Source organism: Embleya sp. NPDC020630 (genome assembly GCF_044334985.1).
Lineage (GTDB): Bacteria > Actinomycetota > Actinomycetes > Streptomycetales > Streptomycetaceae > Embleya.
In genome coordinates this window covers 383,695-401,149 of the sequence record NZ_JBIRUB010000004.1, presented here as the reverse complement: position 1 = coordinate 401,149, position 17,455 = coordinate 383,695, and the positions used below count along the sequence as shown (strand labels likewise).

Here is a 17,455-nt window from a genome sequence, read left to right as displayed (position 1 = left end):
GACTGCGGAGGCTTTCGACGGTGGAGTACTGGGCGATCGACGCCGGCGGCACACGCACCACGGCCAGGGTGGGCGACGCGCGGTACACCCGGGAGTCGGTGAACCCCGCGTCGGCGGGCGCGGCGGCCGAGGAGACGCTGGCGCGGCTGCTGGCCGAGATCGCCGCGGACCTGGCGGGGGCACCCGCGCTGGGCTGGTTCGCGAGCTCCACGATCACCATGGACACCGCGCCGGCGGAGATCGATCGATTGGCGGTGCTGGCGCGCGAACAGGGCCTGGTGGGGCGGCTGGTGGTCTCCGGGGACGTACCGCCGCTGCTGCTCGCGCCGCCGACGGCCGGGCGTGGGGTGGTCGTGGTGGCCGGGACCGGATCGGCCTGCGTGGCGGGCTCCGGGCCGGACGCGGGGCCGCCGGTGGTGATCGGGGGCTGCGAGTATCTGGGCAGCGACGAGGGCAGCGCGTACGCGCTCGGCGCGGCCGGATTGCGGGCCGCCGTGCGCGGCGCGGACGGGCGCGGGCGGCCGACCACGCTGTTCGCCGCCCGGGGTCCGCGCGAACTGGCCCGCCGGCTGGCCGCGGAGCCGTTCCCCAAGAGCGCGGTGGCCGCGTTGGCGCCCGAGGTGTGCGCGGCGTGGCAGGCGGGCGACGCGGTCGCGGGCGAGGTGGTGCGGGCCGGCCTCGACGATCTGGTCGACGGGGTCCGCGCGGCCCGGGACGCGGCGGGCCTGAGCGGCACCTGGCGCGTCGTGCTCAACGGCGGCGTGTTCCGGGGGTGTCCGCCGTACGCGGCCGAGCTGAGCCGGCGTGTGGTCACCGAACTCGGCGCGGCCGAATCGCCGACCGTGATCGCCGATCCCGTGGACGCGGTGTATGCCGCCCTGCGGGCGAACGAGGGTTCGCCGCCCAAGGGTTGGGCACACATCCGCCACCTGTGAGGACGCGAGACGCAACCGAACGAGGGGGACCGCCGATGACCCGAAGCCCCACCGGAGCCGAGGACCGGAACGCCGCCCGAGCCGAGGACCGAAACCCCACCGGACCCGAGGACCAGAGCCCCACCGGAGCTGAGCACCACAACCCCACCCCACCGGCCCCATCCGCCCCGCCCGCGGCCCGAAACGCCCCGGCCACCGCGCCCATTCGGCTCGGGATCTGTCTCGCCGCGCTGGCGCCCTCCGGACTGGCGGGGGCGTTGGCGGTGGCCCGCGACGTCGGAGTGGACGTCGTCGATCTGCCCGTCGACCGCGCCTTCGCGCTCGTGGACGCGGCCCGCCTCGAGGATCCGCGCCATCAGCGTGACGTGCGTGAGCGGTGCGCGGCGGCCGGCGTCGAGGTCGGGTGCGTCAGCAACAGCCGGGACACCCAGCTCGTACTGGGCCCGCACGGGCCGCACACCGACGCGGTGTTGGTCGGCAGTGCGGAGGCCAAGCGGGCGTTCGGGCTGCGCGCCGCGCTCGGGACGGTGCGCTTCGCCGCCGGGGTGGGCGCACCGCTGGTGCGGCTCATGCTCGGCGTGCCCGATCTGGCCCGCTGGTTGTCCTGGTCGGGCAGCGAGGTGAGTTGGCAGGACAACGTGGACGCGTGGGTGCACGCCGCGCGCCCGGTGCTGGAATTGGCGGACACGCTGGGCGTACGTGTGGTGATCGAGCCGCATCCCAAGCAGGTCGCGTACGACCCGGTCAGCACGCGGGCGCTGCTGTCCGCCGCGAGCGGGGTGCATGTGTGCGTGGACCCCGCCAACCTCGCCGCCGTCGGATACGACCCGGTGGCCTGTGTTCGCGGCTGGGGTCGGGGACTGGCCGCGGTGCATGCCAAGGACCTCCAGCGCTGGGCCGACACCGAGCCGCCGCGCGGCGCGGGCTGGTCGCGCTACGGCCCGGGCCCGGCGATCCGCTTCCGTGCCCTCGGCGCCGGCGCCCTGCCCTGGCCGGCCATCGTGGCCGCGCTGCTCGACGACGACTACCGGGGAGTGATCTACGTGGAACACGAGGACGCCCTACTGCCGACGGAGCAGGGCATCACCACTTCGCTGACGCTGCTGCGCACGCTGATCCCCGCCGGTGTCGCTCCGGGGCGGACTTGGTGACGCTCGACGGAGTACGCGGCGGGCTGCTCGCGGGCGGCTTGGGCGAGCGTATGGGCCCGCTCACCGCGACCGTCTGCAAACCGCTCGTTCCGTACGCCGCGAGCTGCCGCCTGGTCGACTTCAGCGTGGCCAACGCGATCCGCTCCGGCCTGCCCGAACTGGTCCTGCTCTCCCAGCACCGCGAGTCCGACCTGGTCCGGCACCTGATCGCACACTGGGACGAACACCCGGGTACCCGGCTGCACTTCGGTCCGCACGACGCCCTGGCCCGATCCGGCCCCGGCGCGATCCTGCCCGCCCGGTCCGCCGAACGCGGCACCGCCGACGCGCTGCTGGCCAACGCGGAATACCTGTTCGCCCCCGGCGCGCGCGATCTGCTGATCCAACACGCGGACCACGTCTACGTGTTCGACTATGCGCCGATGCTGGCCGCGCATCGTGCCGCCGACGCCGACTGCACGATCGGCGTACAGCGTATCGAGCGCCGCTGGGTGCACCTGTTCGGCATGGTCGAGACCGATCCCGACGGCCGGGTCCGAGCCCTGGTCGAGAAGCCCGCGCGGCCGACCTCCGACCTGGTGTTCACCGCGTTCTGCGTGTTCCGGATCGCCGCGCTGCGCGAGGTGCTGGCGGTACTGGCTGCGCGTGGCGAGACGGGGTGGCAACACGACATCAGCCGCGACGTACTGCCCGCGATGATCGCGAGGGGCGACCGGGTGACGGCGTATCGGGTGGCCGACCACTGGGCCGACATCGGGACGGTCGAGCGTTACCGGGACGAGCAGTTGCGGCTGCTCGACCCGCCGCACCCGATCCCCGCCGACCTGCTGCCGCGCACCCTCGCGGGCCTGGGGGACGGGTTCCCCCGGTACTCCGACGGGAGTCTGCTGGGCACCGGGATACCACCGGGGACGCGGGTCGAGGGCAGTGTGCTCCACCCGGGCTGTCACCTCGAACCGGGCGCGACCGTACTGCGCTCGGTGGTGCTGCCGGGCGCCACGGTCGCCGCCGGCAGCACGGTCCGCGACGCCATCGTCACCCCGAGCGGGATCGTGACTCCGAACCCGCCGCTCAGGACACCGCACGATCCAGCTCTTCCGCCGTGATGAACGACGTGTGCGTACCGGCCGTGCGGACCGCGTGCGCCCCCGCATGAGTGCCTGCGGCGGCGCACGCGGCCCAGTCGTGGCCGGCGAGGTAGGCGTACAGGAAGCCGGAGACGTAGCTGTCCCCGGCCCCGTTGGTGTCCACCACCTCGTCGGCCCGCATGGCCAACGCCGGTACGTGCCACAGCGGCCGATCCGGCACCACCAGATAGCTGCCCCGACCACCCGCCATCGCGATCACGATCTTCGCCCGGCCCCGGGCGAGCAGGTCCCGCGCGGCCTCCTCGACCCGGTCGCCGAGCCGGTTGGTGGAGGTGAACACCAGTTCGGCGCCGTAGGCGAAGTCGGCCCGGGCGGGGTCCTTCCCGTCCCAGCCGTGCAGGTCGGTCGAGGTGGACACGCCCGCCTCGACCGCCTCCGCCAGCGCGGCCCGCGACCAGCCGCCGATCGACACGTGCGCGTGCCGGGTCCGGGCCAGCGCGGGGCGGTACAGATCGGGGTCGACCACCAGGTCCTTCGGCAGCCGGCTGTCGTGCAGTGAGAGTCGTTCGCCGTCCGGACCGACCAGGTTCACGCTGCGCGGGGTGCCGGCGGGGTCGGTGGCATGCGCGAAGGACAGCCCGTGCCGTGCGTAGTGCGCGAGCACGAAGTCCGCCTCCGGGTCCTCGCCGAGCACGGCGGCGAGGTGTGTGCGCAACCCCAACGCCCGACAGCCCAGGGCCACCCCGTTGCCGGTGTGCGCGACATAGCTGCGGATCGGCGGCACCTTGAAATCGCTTATCGGCAACGGGAGTTCCGGCACCCGAACGATGACGTCCACGCCGACCCCGCCGACCACGAACACATCCAGCCCGGCGGGTTCAGCCATCGATACCTCCGTGGGTGCGCGCCAGGGTGGCCTCGGATCCGGTGGAGACCACGAGCGCGGCGTGGATCTCCTCGTCGGTGACGTCGTCGGTGATCACGGTCTCGCCGAGTGCGGTGGGCAGCACGAAGCGCAGCCGGCCGTCCCGGATCTTGCGGATCTGCCCCAGCGCCTCGACGGTGGACGCCGGATCGAGCGGCGCCGGCAACGCGGCGAGCGTGGTGGGCAGTCGCACCCGGTCGAGGAGTGCGATCACCCGGGCGAGCAGGGCCGGGTCGAGCAGCCCACGGCGTTCGGCGATGCGCGCCGCGCAGGCCATCCCGAACGCGACCGCCTCGCCGTGCAGGACCGGGCCGTAGCCGGTCGCGGTCTCCACCGCGTGTCCGATGGTGTGCCCGAAGTTCAGCGGCCGACACAGGTCCCGCTCGTACGGATCGCGGGCGATCAGGCGGCACTTGATCACGCTGGAGGCATGCACGAGGGCGGCGGTGGGCCCGGGTTCGGCGGCCAGTAGGGCCGCGTGCCGGTGCTCGATCAGCTCGAACAACTCGGGCGAGGCGATGATCCCGGTCTTGATCGCCTCGGCCAGTCCGGCGCGCAGCCCACGATCGTCCTGGGTGCTCAGATAGCCGACGTTGGAGACCACCGCGCGGGGTTGGTAGAAGGCGCCGATCAGGTTCTTCGCGGACGGGTGGTCGATGGCCACCTTGCCGCCCAGGGCCGCGTCCACGTGCGCGAGCAGCGTGGTGGGCACGTTGATGTACGGCAGTCCGCGCATGTACGCGCTGGCCACCCAGCCGACGGTGTCCATCACCACGCCGCCGCCGACCGCGAGCAGGATGTCCCGGCGTACCAGCGAGGTTTCGGCCAGCCAGTCGAGCAGCGTGCTCGCGGTGCGCAGGCTCTTGCTGGCCTCGCCGGCCGGGAAGGAGGTGGCGACCACGTCGAGTCCGGCGGCGATCAGGCGTTCGGTCAGGCGGTGTGCGTGTAACGCGAGCACGGTGTCGTCGGTGACCAGCGCGACCCGGCGGCCGTCGATCTCGGCGCACAGGCGCGCGAGCGCGGTGTTCTCGTCGAGGCAGACATGGACCGGATATGTGTCGAGCCGCCGAGCGGTCGCCATGATCGGATCGACCCGGCCGCGAGGCAGCGCCAGCTGTTCGGACACTCGGACGTATTCGGTCATATATTCACACCCCGGCGGCTCAACGAAGACGTCGCAGACAATCCGGATATTCGCTGCCGAAATAATTACGGCGGGTGCTACGAAAAGTCAACAACGACTCACCCAGAGTGCGCCCGCGCGGGTATAGCAGACCCTTCGACGCTATTCCCGGGCATTCGCCGATTCCGGAAACTTCGCCCGGAAACGACCGCTAGGCGGCGGGCCGCGCGGGATCCGGTGCCGCGGTGGTCGAGCGCGCGGTGGCGGTGATGTGCTCCTCGTGGTCCTGCCCCCACACGCCCAGCGGCAACAGCGCCTCGTTGAGCGACTCGCCCAGCGGGGTCAGCGAGTAGACCACCTTCGGTGGGACCTCCCGATACACCTCGCGGTGCACGATGCCCCGCGTCTCCATCTCGCGCAGCTGCTGGATCAGCATCTTCTCGCTGATCCCGGGCACCGCGCGCCGCAACTCCCCGAACCGCCGCTCCTCGGTGTGCAGCGCCCACAGGATCAGCGCCTTCCACTTGCCGCCGATGACGTCCATGGCGGCGTCGAGACCGCACTGGTAGCGCCGAACCATGCGCCTCCCCCTCCTCGGACAGTTCCCTACCGACAGGTAGGTACTGCCGCACATTGTCCGTACGTATTCGGCCGAAAGCAAAGGAATCCGCCGGGAGAGCGTGTGGCTGCGCGTCGGCGGTCCGGGTTCGGGTGAGCATGGGGGGATGGCGGAGACGAATGTGTCGCGGGTGTTCGAGGTCAGTACCGGGCAGCGGGAGCGGGTGTACGACCTGACCGGGATGTGTGCGCGATTCCTGCGCGAGACGGCGGTGGGGCGGGACGGACTGCTGAACGTCTTCGTGCCGCACGCGACCGCGGGGGTGGCGATCCTGGAGACCGGCGCGGGCAGCGACGAGGACCTGCTCGCGCTGCTCGCGGATCTGTTGCCGGCCGACGACCGATGGCGACACCGACACGGCAGCCCCGGCCACGGACGCGATCACGTGCTGCCCGCGCTGGTCCCGCCGCACGCGACCCTGCCGGTGATCGCGGGCGAACTCGCTCTGGGCACCTGGCAGTCGGTCACGATGGTGGACACCAACCGGGACAACCCGGACCGCACGGTGCGATTGACCTTCCTCGGCTGAACCCCCGCCGGCCGAGCCCGACGGCCAGTGGCCGGTCCTCGCCGCGTGGCGTGAATCCGCGCCCGGGGCGCGCGGTCGGCGCGGCCGGCCGGGGAAGTGATTCGGCCAATCCGTCCGACCCGCGCATGGGTCGGTCCCCTTGTGGATATTTCTCGTATCGGTTCGATCAGGCTCCGTTTTCCGTTCGGTCACGTGGTTTTCACCAGGAAATGCGAGATGACCCTCCGCTTTCCGCGACCACCTGCCCGGCCGACCGAGAGACACGACCGAAGCGGGGGAATTCCATATGCCGAACACCGAATCGACGGATGGACCGAGCCCGAATATCCGGAGACACCGGGCTTTTCGCCGGACCGGCCGATGTCCCTGCTCGAAGCCGACCGCCGGTCGGATCCCGGACCGCGCGCGCTCGGACCGGGCGAGCGCGGGATCCCGGGCCCCCGGGAGCACCGGCGGCGGAGAAAACCCACGCGGTGTCCCCGGCGGGCGTCGCGAGCGAAGGTGGCGAATTTCGTGATCTCGGCCGAGTCGACCGAAACCAGCCGGGCGCTTTTCCACCGGGCCCGACGATCCCTGGCGGGCGGAACGGCCTCGTCCGGCCGGATCACCACCACCGGGTCCTATCCCTATCCGCTGTATATCGCGCGCGGAAAGGGTGCGCACATCTGGGACGTGGACGGGAACGAGTATGTCGACTACCTGATTTCGTACGGCTGCGCGGTGGTGGGGCACGCCAATCCGCGGATCGCCTCGGCGGTGGCCGAGGTGTTGGCCAACGGCACCATGTTCGGCGCGGGCACCGTGCCGGAGATCGAATTGGCGGAAACCATGCGGGCGATGATCCCGTGCGCCGACCTCGTCCGGTTCGCCAACTCGGGATCCGAGGCGATCCAGGGGGCGATCCGCGCGGCGCGCGGCTTCACCGGCCGCGACCGGGTGCTGAAGTTCGAGGGCCACTGCCACGGATGGGCCGACACACTCGCGGTCTCCACCGAGCCGCCCGCCGCCGAGGCCGGACCGCACGCGCGACCGCGCGCCCACCCGTACTCGCCGGGCGTGCCGAAGGGCGTGCTCGCCGACGTGGTGGTCTGCCCCTGGAACGACGCGCAGATCCTGCGTGAGGTGCTGGACGCGCATCGGGGTGAACTCGCCGCGGTGATCTGCGAGCCGATCATGGCCAACAACGCGTGCACCATGCCCGTGCCCGGATACCTGGAGACGCTGCGCGAGGAGTGCACCCGACGCGGGATCCTGCTGATCTTCGACGAGGTGTGTACCGGCTTTCGCACCGGACCCGGCGGAGCCCAGGGGCTGTTCGGCGTGATCCCCGATCTCGCCGTCTACGCCAAGGCACTCGGCGGCGGCCTGCCGATCGCGGCGTTCGTCGGCCGACAGGACGTGATGAGCGAGATCGGGGCCAATCGGATCAAGCACGGTGGCACGTACAACGGTTCGCCGCTGTGCGCGGCGGGAGCGCTGGTCACGCTCCGCGAACTCGGCGATCCGGCGGTGACCGCGCACATCGACGCGGCCGGCACCCGGGTGATGGAGGCGATCCGACGGGCCGCCCGGGATCGGCGAATTCCCTGTGTGGTGCAGGGCGTCGGCGCGATGTTCCAGGTGGTCTTCCTTGCCGACGGTGCGTCGACGCGGGCCGGTGGGGGCCCGGCCGCGAACGACGACGCACGCTACGCGCTGTTCCGATACGCGTTGTTGGAGCGCGGAATCCATGTCAACGCGGCCGGTTCGGCGTGCTGGTTCGTCTCGGCGGCGCTCACCGACGACGACGTGGCCGCCGCCTGCGCCGCCGTGGACGCGGCGTTCGTGCTGCTCGCCGGCGTGTGAGGGGAAATCCTTCGGCTGTTCGGGGGGCGGTCGGGTGTCGTACGCGCGGGTCGGCCGCCGGGCGGCGGACGCCATGACTAGCCTTACGTAACCGTCCTGATGATCGGGGCGGCGTCCCTCACACAGGTAAGGATTCGCCGATGGGTTTGAGGAGTCTGCTGCGCAACGTCTTTCGTTCGCGGGCGTCCCGCGAGACGGCGGAGACACCCCGGGCGACGGACGCGGTCGTGGAGCCGGCGGCACGCCCCGCACCGGAGCCGGCCACGGCGGTCGAGGCGAGCACGGCAGCGGAGGCGAACCACACGTCGGACGCGCCGACCACGCCGGAGCCGGAGTTCGTCCCGGAACCACCGGCCCTGACGAAACCGGAGCCGGAGCCGAAGCCCGAGCCCGTGCGGGTCCCCGAGCCCGAGCCGGTGCCGGTACACGTACCCGAGTCCGAGCCCGTCGTCGCCGAGTCGGTGGTCATCCCCGAGTCCCGGGCGGAGTCGGTCGCCGCCGAGCCCGCCCCGGTGTCGATCCCCGTACCGGCACAGTCGATCACCACCCGTGACGAGGCGGAGCCGACCGAGGCCGAGGTGGTCGTCACGCCGACCGCCGAGGTCGAGTCCCCGGCCGTGGCGCCCGCGGCGCCCGCCGCCGAGACCGAGCCGGCCCCGGCCGCGACGCCCACCGCGGTCGCCCCCGTCCCGTCCGCCCGCGCCGAGGAGCCCGCGCCCGCGACCTCGGGCCGCGCCGAGGCCGCCGCGGCGGCCGTGGCCAAGTGCGGCCTCACCGGCCGCAGCGTCGTGGTCTACCTCGTCCTGGACCGCTCCGGTTCGATGCGCTCCTACTACAAGGACGGCACCGTCCAGCACCTGGCCGACCAGACGCTGGCGCTGTCCGGGCAACTGGGCGAGGCCGTCGTCCCGATGGTGTTCTTCTCCACCGACATCGACGGCGTCGCCGACCTCGACCCCGGCAACCACGTGGGCCGGATCGAGGAACTGCACGGTTCCTACGGGCACATGGGCCGGACCAACTACCACTGGGCGATCGCCCGGGTGGTCGAGCACTACCGCGCGTCCGGAAGCACCGACCCGGCCCTGGTGATCTTCCAGACCGACGGCGCGCCGACGAGCCGGCCGGCCGCCGCGAAGGCGCTGTGCGACGCGGCCGGGCTGCCGATCTTCTGGCAGTTCCTCGGCTTCGGCGACCCCGAGTCCAAGGGCTTCGACTTCCTGCGCAAATTGGACGAACTCACCGTGCCGGAGCAGCGCGTGGTGGACAACGCGGGCTTCTTCCACGCCGGGCAGGATCCGCGCACGCTCGGCGACGCGGAGCTGTACGACCAACTCCTCCTGGAATTCCCGGAATGGCTGAACGAGGCGATCACGGCCGGCGTCCTGGCCGCGGAGCCGGTGGACGCGCTGGTCTAGCCGCGTCTCAGCCGGGCGTATCCCCGAGCACGCCCGACGGTCGGCCGAACGGTCGGCCGTCGGGCGTTTTTGATGGCCCGTCAGGAGCCGGAGCGCGCCGTTACGCGGGGCTTCCGGAGCCGTCGGGGGCCTCCAGGGCCCGTACGGCCCGGGCGATGTCGTCCTCTGTCGCCGCCGACAACACGACCTCCACATCGCCCCGGCGCACCACGATGTCGGGGCCGCCCGCGCCCGTGATCGGTGCGCGCGAGCGGCGCCAGCCGGCGATCGCCACCAGCAGGCCGGACAGGCCGATGCCGTTGCTGAGCACGACGTTGACCACGTCGAGGGTGGCGCCCATGGTGCCGGTCGTGTCGTCCTCGGCGTAGCTGGTCACGGCGCCGCCGCGCAGATCGGGGTCCATCGCCAACCACCGCTGCAACGCCGCTACTTCGATGCCTTCGTCGTCGACCACGCTCACCTGCACGAGCACTTGCCGCCACCCTTCGGGAACCGTCGGGAGCCCGCGCGCACGGCGGGCCGACCTGCCCGGCCATGATGCCGGCATCGATTCGCGCCCGGCCGCGGGCCGGCGCCGAGCGTTATTCGGCGGCCGGTTCGGCCTCGGGAAGCACCGCGAACGCCTCGATCTCCAGGAGCAGATCCGGCCGGACCAGGGCCGCGACCTGCATCGCCGAACTCGCCGGCAGCCGCTCCGGATCGATGTACGCATCCCGGGCCGCCCGAACGGCCGGCAGGTCGGCGATGTCGGTGAGGAAGTAGGTCAGTTTGATCACGTCGTCGAAGGTCGCGCCCACCGCCGCCAGGCAGCGGCGCAGGTTCTCGAACACCTGTCGGGCCTGCGCGCCCGGGTCGTCCTTGCCGACCAGGTCGCCGTGTTCGTCCAGGGCGATCTGTCCGGAGATCGCGACCACTCGGCCGGTGCCGATGACCACGTTGGTGTACCCCCGGCCCGGTGCGACGCCCTCGGGCGCGGGGATACGGGTGAGCCGCTGCGATGTCGTCATGCGTCCCATCCTCACCCGCCGTGCCGCGCGCCTGCCATGCGCCCCCACGGCCCCGGCGTGCGCGCCCTATGCCTGCCGGTGAAGATCGTCAATCCTGTGCCGCTCCGGTTTCACCTGATCGAGGGAGAACCGGCGTGACGAAGACCCGTTCGACCGCGCGTGACCCTACGGTGTGCCCTGGCGAAAGGGGCGCACCGATGTCACAACCCTTCGAACTCCCGGAGTTCTACGTGCCGTACCCGGCACGACTGAATCCGCATCTCGACGGCGCGCGCGTGCACTCCAAGGCGTGGGCCCGCAGGATGCGGATGATCGAGGGCTCGAACATCTGGGACGAGCACGACTTCGACTCGCACGACTACGCGCTGCTGTGCGCGTACACCCATCCCGACTGCGGTGGCCCGCAGCTCGACCTGGTCACCGACTGGTACGTCTGGGTCTTCTTCTTCGACGACCACTTCCTGGACGTGTTCAAGCGCACCCACGACACGGCCGGCGCCAAGGCATACCTGGAGCGGTTGCGCGCGTTCATGCCGGTCGACCCGGGCACGCCGATCCCCGAGCCGATCAACCAGGTCGAGGAGGGCCTGGCCGACCTGTGGGCGCGGACCGTGCCGAGCATGTCGCCGGCCTGGCGCGAGCGGTTCGCCGCGAGCACGCAGGCGCTGCTCGAGGAGTCGTTGTGGGAACTGGCCAACATCAACGAGGGACGGGTGGCCAACCCGGTCGAATACATCGAGATGCGCCGCAAGGTGGGCGGCGCGCCTTGGTCGGCCAACCTGGTGGAATACGCCGCGAACGCCGAGGTGCCCGCCGTGATCGCCGCGAGCCGGCCGATGCGGGTGCTCAAGGACACCTTCGCCGACGCCGTGCACCTGCGCAACGACCTGTTCTCGTATCAGCGCGAGGTGGAGAACGAGGGCGAGAACGCCAACGCCGTCCTGGTCTTCGAGAAGTTCCTCGGCTGCGCCACCCAGGAGGCGGCCGACTCGGTCAACGAACTGCTCACCTCGCGCCTGCACCAGTTCGAGCACACCACCTTCACCGAACTCCCGCCGCTGTTCGCCGAATACGGCCTGGACCCGCAGTCCCGCATCGATGTGATGGCCTACGTCAAGGGCCTCCAGGACTGGCAGTCCGGCGGCCACGAGTGGCACATGCGCTCCAGCCGGTACATGAACGGCGCCACGGAGGTGGGCGGCACCCCCACGGTCCCCGGGGTGCCGGCCGGCCCGCAGGGCATCGGCACCTCGGCGGCGCGCATGCTGCCGGGCCTGGTGGCCGGACTGCACAGCGGCCTGCGCGGCTACACGCACGTGCCGTTCCAGCCGGTCGCGCCGTACGAGATCCCGGACTTCCACATCCCGTTCGAGCCGCGCCTGAACCCGCACCTGGACGGCGCCCGGGACAACCTCGTCGAGTGGAGCCGGCGCACGGGCATCCTCGACGAGGGTCTCTGGGACGAGCGGGCACTGCGCGACTTCGATCTGGCGCTGTGCGCGGCGGGCATCGCGCCGGCCGCCTCGTCGGAGCAACTCGACCTCGGTGCCCAGTGGTTGGCGTGGGGGACCTACGGCGACGACTACTACCCGATCGTCTTCGGACGCTCGGGCGACCAGGCCCGCGCCAAGGCCTACACCGAACGGCTGAAGACCCTGATGCCGGTCGACGGCGAGGCCGCGCCCGCGCCGAAGGACGCGCTCGAGCGCGCCCTGGCCGACCTGTGGTCACGCACGGCGGTCCCGATGCCGCCCGCGTCGCGACGCAGGTTCCGGTGCACCGTCGACGACATGCTGGACAGTTGGTTGTGGGAGTTGGCCAACACCGCGCAGAACCGCATCCCGGATCCGGTCGACTACATCGAGATGCGTCGCCTCACGTTCGGCGCCGACCTGACCAAGAGCCTGTCCCGGCTGACGCATGGCGACGTGGTGCCCCAACGGGCCTATCGCTCACGGGCGGTGCGGGCGATGGAGAACTCGGCGGCCGACTTCGGCTGGATGATCAACGACGTGTTCTCCTACCGCAAGGAGATCGAGGTCGAGGGGGAACTGCACAACCTGCTCCTGGTCGTGCAGAACTTCTTTGGCTGCGACTTCGACCACGCGTTGGCCATCGTGAACGACCTGATGACCTCTCGGATGCGCGAGTTCGAGCGGGTAGTGGCGACCGAACTCCCGGCCATGCACCGGGACCTGGAGCTGAGTTCGGCGGCCAGGGAAGCGCTGGACGGCTACGCCGTGGCGCTCGGCGACTGGAACGCGGCGATCCTGAAGTGGCATCGGGAGTGCAAGCGCTACGCCGACCCCAGGCCGCTGGTGCCGTTCCCGTGGCAGGTCGGGACGGGGTTGCCGACCGCACCGCGGCCGGGTATCGGCGCTATCGCACAGGGCGTGCGGTCGGGCGCGGCCCGGGCGCCGGCCGAACCGGCCGCGGTACCCCGGTTGGGCTACGGGCCCAAGGGGCTGGGCACTTCGGCCGCCCGACCGGTCATCCGCGCCGGGGTCACGGTGCACTGACCCCGACGCGATCGATCACATCTCACCCGCCGGCCGCGCCGGCCGGTGCCCGACCGGCACCGGCCGGTACCGGAACGCCGAGGAGGTGGTCGACGAGCGCGAGCAGTACGTCGCGCCCCGACCCGCGCGTACGCACGTCGCACGGCACGATCGGCACCTCGGGATCGAGGTCGAGCGCGTCGCGGACCTCGTCGACGGTGTACTCCACCGCCTCGTCGAAGCGGTTGATCGCGACCACGAAGGGGATGCCGCGCCGCTCGAAGAAGTCGATGCTGCCGAAACCGGCCTCCAGGCGGCGCGTGTCCACCAGCACGATCGCGCCCAGCGCGCCGATCGCCAGGTCGTGCCACAACGACCAGAACCGCTCCTGTCCGGGCGCGCCGAACAGGTACAGCACCAGTTCCTCGGACAGCGTGATGCGGCCGAAGTCGAGCGCGACCGTGGTGCGCGACTTGGCCTCGATGCCGACGGTGTCGTCCACGCCGACACCGACCTCGGTCATCATCTCCTCGGTGTGCAGCGGCGGAACCTCGCTGACCGTGCCGACCAGCGTGGTCTTGCCGACCCCGAATCCGCCCGCGATCAGGATCTTGACCGCCGCCGCGCGCTCGGGCAGTCGGTCAGAGCCGAAGGAGACCATCACGTACCTTTTTCAGCAGGGCGGTATCGGGGGTGCGGGCCAGGGCCAGCGGGGCGCGCACGGTCACCAGGCCGTCGCGGAGCAGGTCGTCGACGAGCACCTTGGTGATGCTCACCGGCAGATCGATCAGGGCCGCCACCTCGGCGACGGCCTGCGGTTCGCGGCACAACTCCAGGATCCGCTGATGCTCGGGTTGGCGGCCGCGCCCGTCGCGGGGCTTGCGCCGCGCTCCCGGGGAGGACTCGTCGGGCCCGGGGGCCCGGACCGCGGGCTCGTCCGGGTCGACCGTGGTCACCAGGGTGATCAGGGTCAGGTCCGCGTCGCGCACCGCCTTGGTCCGCCCCCGGGTGAGCGTGTACGGGCGCACCACCGGGCTCGCGTCCTCGTCCCAGGACTGATCCCACCCGGATCTCACGCTCGACCGCCGGTTCGCGTGCCGCCCTCGTCACCGCGTGGTCGGGTGCCGAGGTATTCACCGACCTTCTTCACCAACATGTTCATCTCGAACGCGACCACGCCCACATCCGCGCTCTGTTCGGCCAGCACGGCCAGATGCGCGCCGGTGCCCGCGGCGGTGAGGAAGAGGAAGGCGTCGTCCATCTCGACCAGCGTCTGGCGCACCGAACCCCCCGCGAAACCCCGGCCGATGCTGCGGGCCAGGCTCTGCAGGCCGGCCGCGGCGGCGGCCAACTGCTCGGCGTCGTCGCGCGGGATGGTCTCGGACCGGCTCATCAGCAGGCCGTCCTCGGACAGCACGATCGCGTGCCGCGTCTGGTGGACGCGCTTGACCAGATCGGTCAGCAACCAGTCCAGGCGGCTGTCGGTCGCGGTGGTGGCCATGCCGCCGGCGAGATCGTGCGTGTTCGTCATGACGGTTCCCCAGGGTGCGTGGTGCTTCCGGCGGCGGGGCGCGCGCCCGGAGCGGGCTCGGTCCCGGTTCCGGGTTCGGTCGCGATCGCGGACTCGTCGTCGGCCGCGGTCGGTTCGGATGCCTCGCGCGCACGTTGGCTCGCGAATCGGAACGAGGACAAGGTAGCCGCAGCTTCCCGCGGTGAGGAGGGCTTCGCCTCGGTTCGGGCCCCTCCCTCGCTCGTGGTGGCGGTCTCGGTACGCAGTGGCATCGGCAGGTTGCGCTGGCGCACCCGGCGGGGCAGCGCACGGCGGCCGTCGGGGGTGGTCTCCTCGACGGCGGGCGTGGTCGCGGGTGCGGTCGCCGCGCGTGCGTGCCTCGGAGACGCAGCCGGGGTCGAGACCGGCTCCGGGGCGGCGACCGGGCCGGGGTCGGTGCCCGTCGGCGCGGTCGGGCGTACCGACACGTCGGGTTCGGCGGTCGCGGGCTCGGCGTGTTCGGCCGGCATCGGTACCCGGTCCAGTGCGCGCACCACCGGCTCGGGGTGCGGCCGACCCGGCGACTCCGGTACGGAATCGGGGCCTTCGTCCGCCTGGTGCGTCGAGACCGATTCCGGCACCGAAGCCGGTTGTACCGCCGCCCCGATCGCCGTCGCCGACTCGAACGGCCCCGCCGCGCGGTCCGCTTCGTCGGGGACGCCGCCCTCGCGGGTGATCAGTTCGTCGGGCAGGAACACGATGGCCAGCGTGCCGCCGTACGGTGACGGACGCAACGTCACGCCGACGCCCAACCGGTCCGCCAGCTGCGCGACCACGAACAGGCCCATCCGCACGTCGTCGGCGAGCGCGATCACGTCGAACGTGGTCGGCACCGCCAACTGCCGGTTGGCCGCCTCGTATTCCGTCTCGGCCATGCCCAGGCCGCGGTCCTCGATCTCGATGACCAACCCCTTGGCCACCGCCGCCGCGCGCACATGCACCGGCGTGTCCGGCGGCGAGAACATCGTGGCGTTCTCCACGAGTTCGGCCAGCAGGTGGATCACCCCGCCGACGGCCGGCCCGGACAGCAGCACGTCCGGATCCGAGTACACCTCGACGCGGTGGTAGTCCTCCACCTCGCCGACCGCGCCGCGCACCACGTCCACGATGCGGACCGGGCGACTCCAGCGTCGGCCCGGTCGGTTGCCGGTGAGCACCACGAGGTTCTCCTCGTATCGCCGCAGTCGGGTGGCCAGATGGTCGATGGTGAACAACTCGCGCAGCAGCTCCGGGTCCTGGTGCCGGCGCTCCATCGTGTCCAACTCGCCGATCTGACGGTTCACCAGCGATTGGGTGCGCAGCGCCGTGTTGACGAATACCTTCGCGAAACCCTCGCGCTGCCGGGCCAGTTGTACCGCGCCGTCCAGCGCCGCGCGCTGCGCGGCGTTGAACGCGGACGCGACCTGGCCGATCTCGTCCCGACCCGCCTCCACCTCCGGCGCCTCGACCGCGAGGTCGACCCGCTCGCCGCGTTGCAGTCGCTCGATGACCATCGGCAGCCGGTGTGTGCCCAGTTCCACCGTCGCGTCGCGCAGCAGGAACAACCGCCGCCGCACCGCCCGGGTGATCCGCCAGCACAACACGCCGCCGAGCACCACGAAGGCGAGGCCGATCGCGCTGAGCAGGTACACCTGGTTCCAGGTGTCCGAGGTGGCGTCGTCGCCGGCCGCGAACACCTGGTCCACACGGGCGAAGTCGAAGGCCGAGGCCGGCTCGGCGAGTCGGTCGAGCACGCTGCGCCAGCTGGCCAGTTCGGCCGGAATCGGGATACCGCTGCCGGTGGCGCGCGCCTCACGCGGCGCGTCGACCGTCGCGATGATCGCGTTCTCCATCGAGACCAGGTCGTGCCAGGCCGGGTTCTGGGTCAGCGCCAGATAGCCGGCCCGTGACTCGGGCGGCAGGAAGGGCTCGATCTCGTCGTCGATCGAGTGCCGCCGCACACCCACGTTCTGCACGAACGCGGCGTAGTCCGGCTGGCTCAGCCGTCCGGCGGGCAACGAGAACGACACCAGCGTGTCCTCCTGCGCCAGCGCCTCCCCGGCGCGGAACTGGATGACGAGGAACTGCCCGGCGTAGGTGACGCCGGTGTCGGAGGTCTCGGCCAGCGCCTGGACCACCGAGATCTGATCGGCGATCTGGCTCGTATAGAACTTGATCCAGCGGTCCCGGCCGATCGCGCCGATGGCGTCCACCTGGCGACGCGCGTCGGGGAGTTGCGCCAACTCCGCGGCCACCTCGCGGGCGCGGCGCACGGCGTTGCCCGGGGTCTCGCGCGCGCCGCTCTTGGCGAAGGCGACGAACTGCTTCACGGCCTCGTCGGTTTTGACCCGCTGCCCGCGCAGCGCGTCGGCCGCGGCGGGCGTGGGCTTGCCCATCCAGGCCGCGGTCAGCCGCCGTTCGGCCTGGAGCGAGATCATCGTGTTGTAGCTGGGCGTGCCCGCCCGTTCGGCCACGGAGACCTCGTTGTCCAAACCGCTCGCGTGATCCGCGAGCCGATAGGTCGCGATCGCCCACAGGGCGACCATCGACACCAGCGGCACCACGGTCAGCAGGACCAGCAGGGTCCGAATGGTGAAGGTCCGACGCGGCCGCGAGCGAGCCGCCCCGGTCCGGTCGGCCCGAGGGGCGCGCATCAGTTTTCTCATCGACTCTCCCGCAAGGGCAACCGGGCCCGAAATTGCGGTTGCCGCGACCCGGCCGAAGGTACCGGTGAGGCACCCGACACAATCCACGCAGTGTGCGTGGGGAACTTCCTACCCGTGCGTCAC

The 17,455-nt window shown here is 71.7% G+C and carries 16 protein-coding genes; 7 read left to right on the top strand and 9 right to left on the bottom strand.

The window, feature by feature from the left end; genetic code table 11:
• Positions 1-20 precede the first annotated feature (20 nt).
• The 3 genes from ACH4XV_RS17770 to ACH4XV_RS17760 are packed head-to-tail and all read left to right on the top strand — an operon-like array spanning position 21 to position 3,192.
• On the top strand, positions 21-935 hold the full coding sequence (locus ACH4XV_RS17770; RefSeq protein ID WP_395790751.1) for a BadF/BadG/BcrA/BcrD ATPase family protein: 915 nt from the start codon (positions 21-23) through the stop codon (positions 933-935).
• A gap of 35 nt (positions 936-970) precedes the next feature.
• A complete protein-coding gene (locus ACH4XV_RS17765) occupies positions 971-2,086 on the top strand; it encodes a sugar phosphate isomerase/epimerase family protein (RefSeq protein ID WP_395790749.1) in 1,116 nt (371 codons plus the stop codon).
• Positions 2,083-3,192, top strand: a complete 1,110-nt coding sequence (locus ACH4XV_RS17760) for a sugar phosphate nucleotidyltransferase (protein WP_395790747.1) — start codon at positions 2,083-2,085, stop codon at positions 3,190-3,192. The genes ACH4XV_RS17765 and ACH4XV_RS17760 overlap by 4 nt, the downstream gene beginning before the upstream one ends.
• Here the strand turns inward: ACH4XV_RS17760 and ACH4XV_RS17755 are convergent.
• The 3 genes from ACH4XV_RS17755 to ACH4XV_RS17745 form a co-directional block, all read right to left on the bottom strand.
• Positions 3,158-4,060: a carbohydrate kinase family protein gene (locus tag ACH4XV_RS17755; RefSeq protein ID WP_395790745.1), complete on the bottom strand. Its 903-nt coding sequence runs from the start codon at positions 4,058-4,060 to the stop codon at positions 3,158-3,160. The genes ACH4XV_RS17760 and ACH4XV_RS17755 overlap by 35 nt on opposite strands.
• The gene (aroB, locus tag ACH4XV_RS17750) at positions 4,053-5,243 is read right to left on the bottom strand and encodes a 3-dehydroquinate synthase (RefSeq protein ID WP_395790743.1); all 1,191 of its coding nucleotides are present in this window, start codon (positions 5,241-5,243) and stop codon (positions 4,053-4,055) included. Before aroB ends, ACH4XV_RS17755 begins: the two co-directional genes overlap by 8 nt.
• A 190-nt stretch (positions 5,244-5,433) precedes the next feature.
• Positions 5,434-5,802: a winged helix-turn-helix transcriptional regulator gene (locus tag ACH4XV_RS17745; RefSeq protein ID WP_395790741.1), complete on the bottom strand. Its 369-nt coding sequence runs from the start codon at positions 5,800-5,802 to the stop codon at positions 5,434-5,436.
• A gap of 145 nt (positions 5,803-5,947) precedes the next feature.
• Between ACH4XV_RS17745 and ACH4XV_RS17740 the strand changes: the two genes are divergently transcribed.
• The 3 genes from ACH4XV_RS17740 to ACH4XV_RS17730 all read left to right on the top strand — a co-directional run bounded on the left by ACH4XV_RS17740 (position 5,948) and on the right by ACH4XV_RS17730 (position 9,633).
• Positions 5,948-6,370, top strand: a complete 423-nt coding sequence (locus tag ACH4XV_RS17740; protein WP_395790739.1) for a secondary thiamine-phosphate synthase enzyme YjbQ — start codon at positions 5,948-5,950, stop codon at positions 6,368-6,370.
• Positions 6,371-6,883: 513 nt separating this feature from the next.
• A complete protein-coding gene (locus tag ACH4XV_RS17735) occupies positions 6,884-8,215 on the top strand; it encodes an aspartate aminotransferase family protein (RefSeq protein WP_395790737.1) in 1,332 nt (443 codons plus the stop codon).
• Between the two features lie 140 nt (positions 8,216-8,355).
• Positions 8,356-9,633 carry a VWA domain-containing protein gene (locus ACH4XV_RS17730; RefSeq protein WP_395790735.1) on the top strand — a complete coding sequence of 426 codons (1,278 nt, stop codon included), beginning with the start codon at positions 8,356-8,358 and terminating at the stop codon, positions 9,631-9,633.
• A gap of 100 nt (positions 9,634-9,733) precedes the next feature.
• On the opposite strand, the gene ACH4XV_RS17725 is transcribed toward ACH4XV_RS17730, so the two are convergent.
• The gene (locus ACH4XV_RS17725) at positions 9,734-10,105 is read right to left on the bottom strand and encodes a hypothetical protein (protein ID WP_395790733.1); all 372 of its coding nucleotides are present in this window, start codon (positions 10,103-10,105) and stop codon (positions 9,734-9,736) included.
• Positions 10,106-10,214: 109 nt separating this feature from the next.
• Positions 10,215-10,640 carry a RidA family protein gene (locus ACH4XV_RS17720; RefSeq protein ID WP_395790731.1) on the bottom strand — a complete coding sequence of 142 codons (426 nt, stop codon included), beginning with the start codon at positions 10,638-10,640 and terminating at the stop codon, positions 10,215-10,217.
• 197 nt (positions 10,641-10,837) lie between these two features.
• Between ACH4XV_RS17720 and ACH4XV_RS17715 the strand changes: the two genes are divergently transcribed.
• A complete protein-coding gene (locus ACH4XV_RS17715; RefSeq protein ID WP_395790729.1) occupies positions 10,838-13,159 on the top strand; it encodes a germacradienol/geosmin synthase in 2,322 nt (773 codons plus the stop codon).
• Between the two features lie 22 nt (positions 13,160-13,181).
• Here the strand turns inward: ACH4XV_RS17715 and ACH4XV_RS17710 are convergent, their stop codons facing one another.
• From ACH4XV_RS17710 to ACH4XV_RS17695, 4 genes are read right to left on the bottom strand one after another with little or no spacing between them, the layout of a single operon-like run.
• Positions 13,182-13,799: an ATP/GTP-binding protein gene (locus ACH4XV_RS17710; protein WP_126643058.1), complete on the bottom strand. Its 618-nt coding sequence runs from the start codon at positions 13,797-13,799 to the stop codon at positions 13,182-13,184.
• The gene (locus ACH4XV_RS17705) at positions 13,780-14,214 is read right to left on the bottom strand and encodes a DUF742 domain-containing protein (protein WP_395790727.1); all 435 of its coding nucleotides are present in this window, start codon (positions 14,212-14,214) and stop codon (positions 13,780-13,782) included. The genes ACH4XV_RS17710 and ACH4XV_RS17705 overlap by 20 nt, the downstream gene beginning before the upstream one ends.
• Positions 14,211-14,669: a roadblock/LC7 domain-containing protein gene (locus ACH4XV_RS17700; protein ID WP_078974301.1), complete on the bottom strand. Its 459-nt coding sequence runs from the start codon at positions 14,667-14,669 to the stop codon at positions 14,211-14,213. The genes ACH4XV_RS17705 and ACH4XV_RS17700 overlap by 4 nt, the downstream gene beginning before the upstream one ends.
• A complete protein-coding gene (locus tag ACH4XV_RS17695; protein WP_395790725.1) occupies positions 14,666-17,332 on the bottom strand; it encodes a nitrate- and nitrite sensing domain-containing protein in 2,667 nt (888 codons plus the stop codon). Before ACH4XV_RS17695 ends, ACH4XV_RS17700 begins: the two co-directional genes overlap by 4 nt.
• Between the last annotated feature and the right edge of the window lie 123 nt (positions 17,333-17,455).

Bases quoted from the DNA above. Each gene is read 5' to 3' on its own strand.
- ACH4XV_RS17765 (WP_395790749.1), top strand. From the start codon at position 971: ATGACCCGAAGCCCCACCGGAGCCGAGGACCGGAACGCCGCCCGAGCC.
- ACH4XV_RS17755 (WP_395790745.1), bottom strand. From the start codon at position 4,060: ATGGCTGAACCCGCCGGGCTGGATGTGTTCGTGGTCGGCGGGGTCGGC.
- aroB (WP_395790743.1), bottom strand. From the start codon at position 5,243: ATGACCGAATACGTCCGAGTGTCCGAACAGCTGGCGCTGCCTCGCGGC.
- ACH4XV_RS17745 (WP_395790741.1), bottom strand. From the start codon at position 5,802: ATGGTTCGGCGCTACCAGTGCGGTCTCGACGCCGCCATGGACGTCATC.
- ACH4XV_RS17740 (WP_395790739.1), top strand. From the start codon at position 5,948: ATGGCGGAGACGAATGTGTCGCGGGTGTTCGAGGTCAGTACCGGGCAG.
- ACH4XV_RS17730 (WP_395790735.1), top strand. From the start codon at position 8,356: ATGGGTTTGAGGAGTCTGCTGCGCAACGTCTTTCGTTCGCGGGCGTCC.
- ACH4XV_RS17720 (WP_395790731.1), bottom strand. From the start codon at position 10,640: ATGACGACATCGCAGCGGCTCACCCGTATCCCCGCGCCCGAGGGCGTC.
- ACH4XV_RS17715 (WP_395790729.1), top strand. From the start codon at position 10,838: ATGTCACAACCCTTCGAACTCCCGGAGTTCTACGTGCCGTACCCGGCA.
- ACH4XV_RS17710 (WP_126643058.1), bottom strand. From the start codon at position 13,799: ATGGTCTCCTTCGGCTCTGACCGACTGCCCGAGCGCGCGGCGGCGGTC.
- ACH4XV_RS17700 (WP_078974301.1), bottom strand. From the start codon at position 14,669: ATGACGAACACGCACGATCTCGCCGGCGGCATGGCCACCACCGCGACC.
- ACH4XV_RS17695 (WP_395790725.1), bottom strand. From the start codon at position 17,332: ATGAGAAAACTGATGCGCGCCCCTCGGGCCGACCGGACCGGGGCGGCT.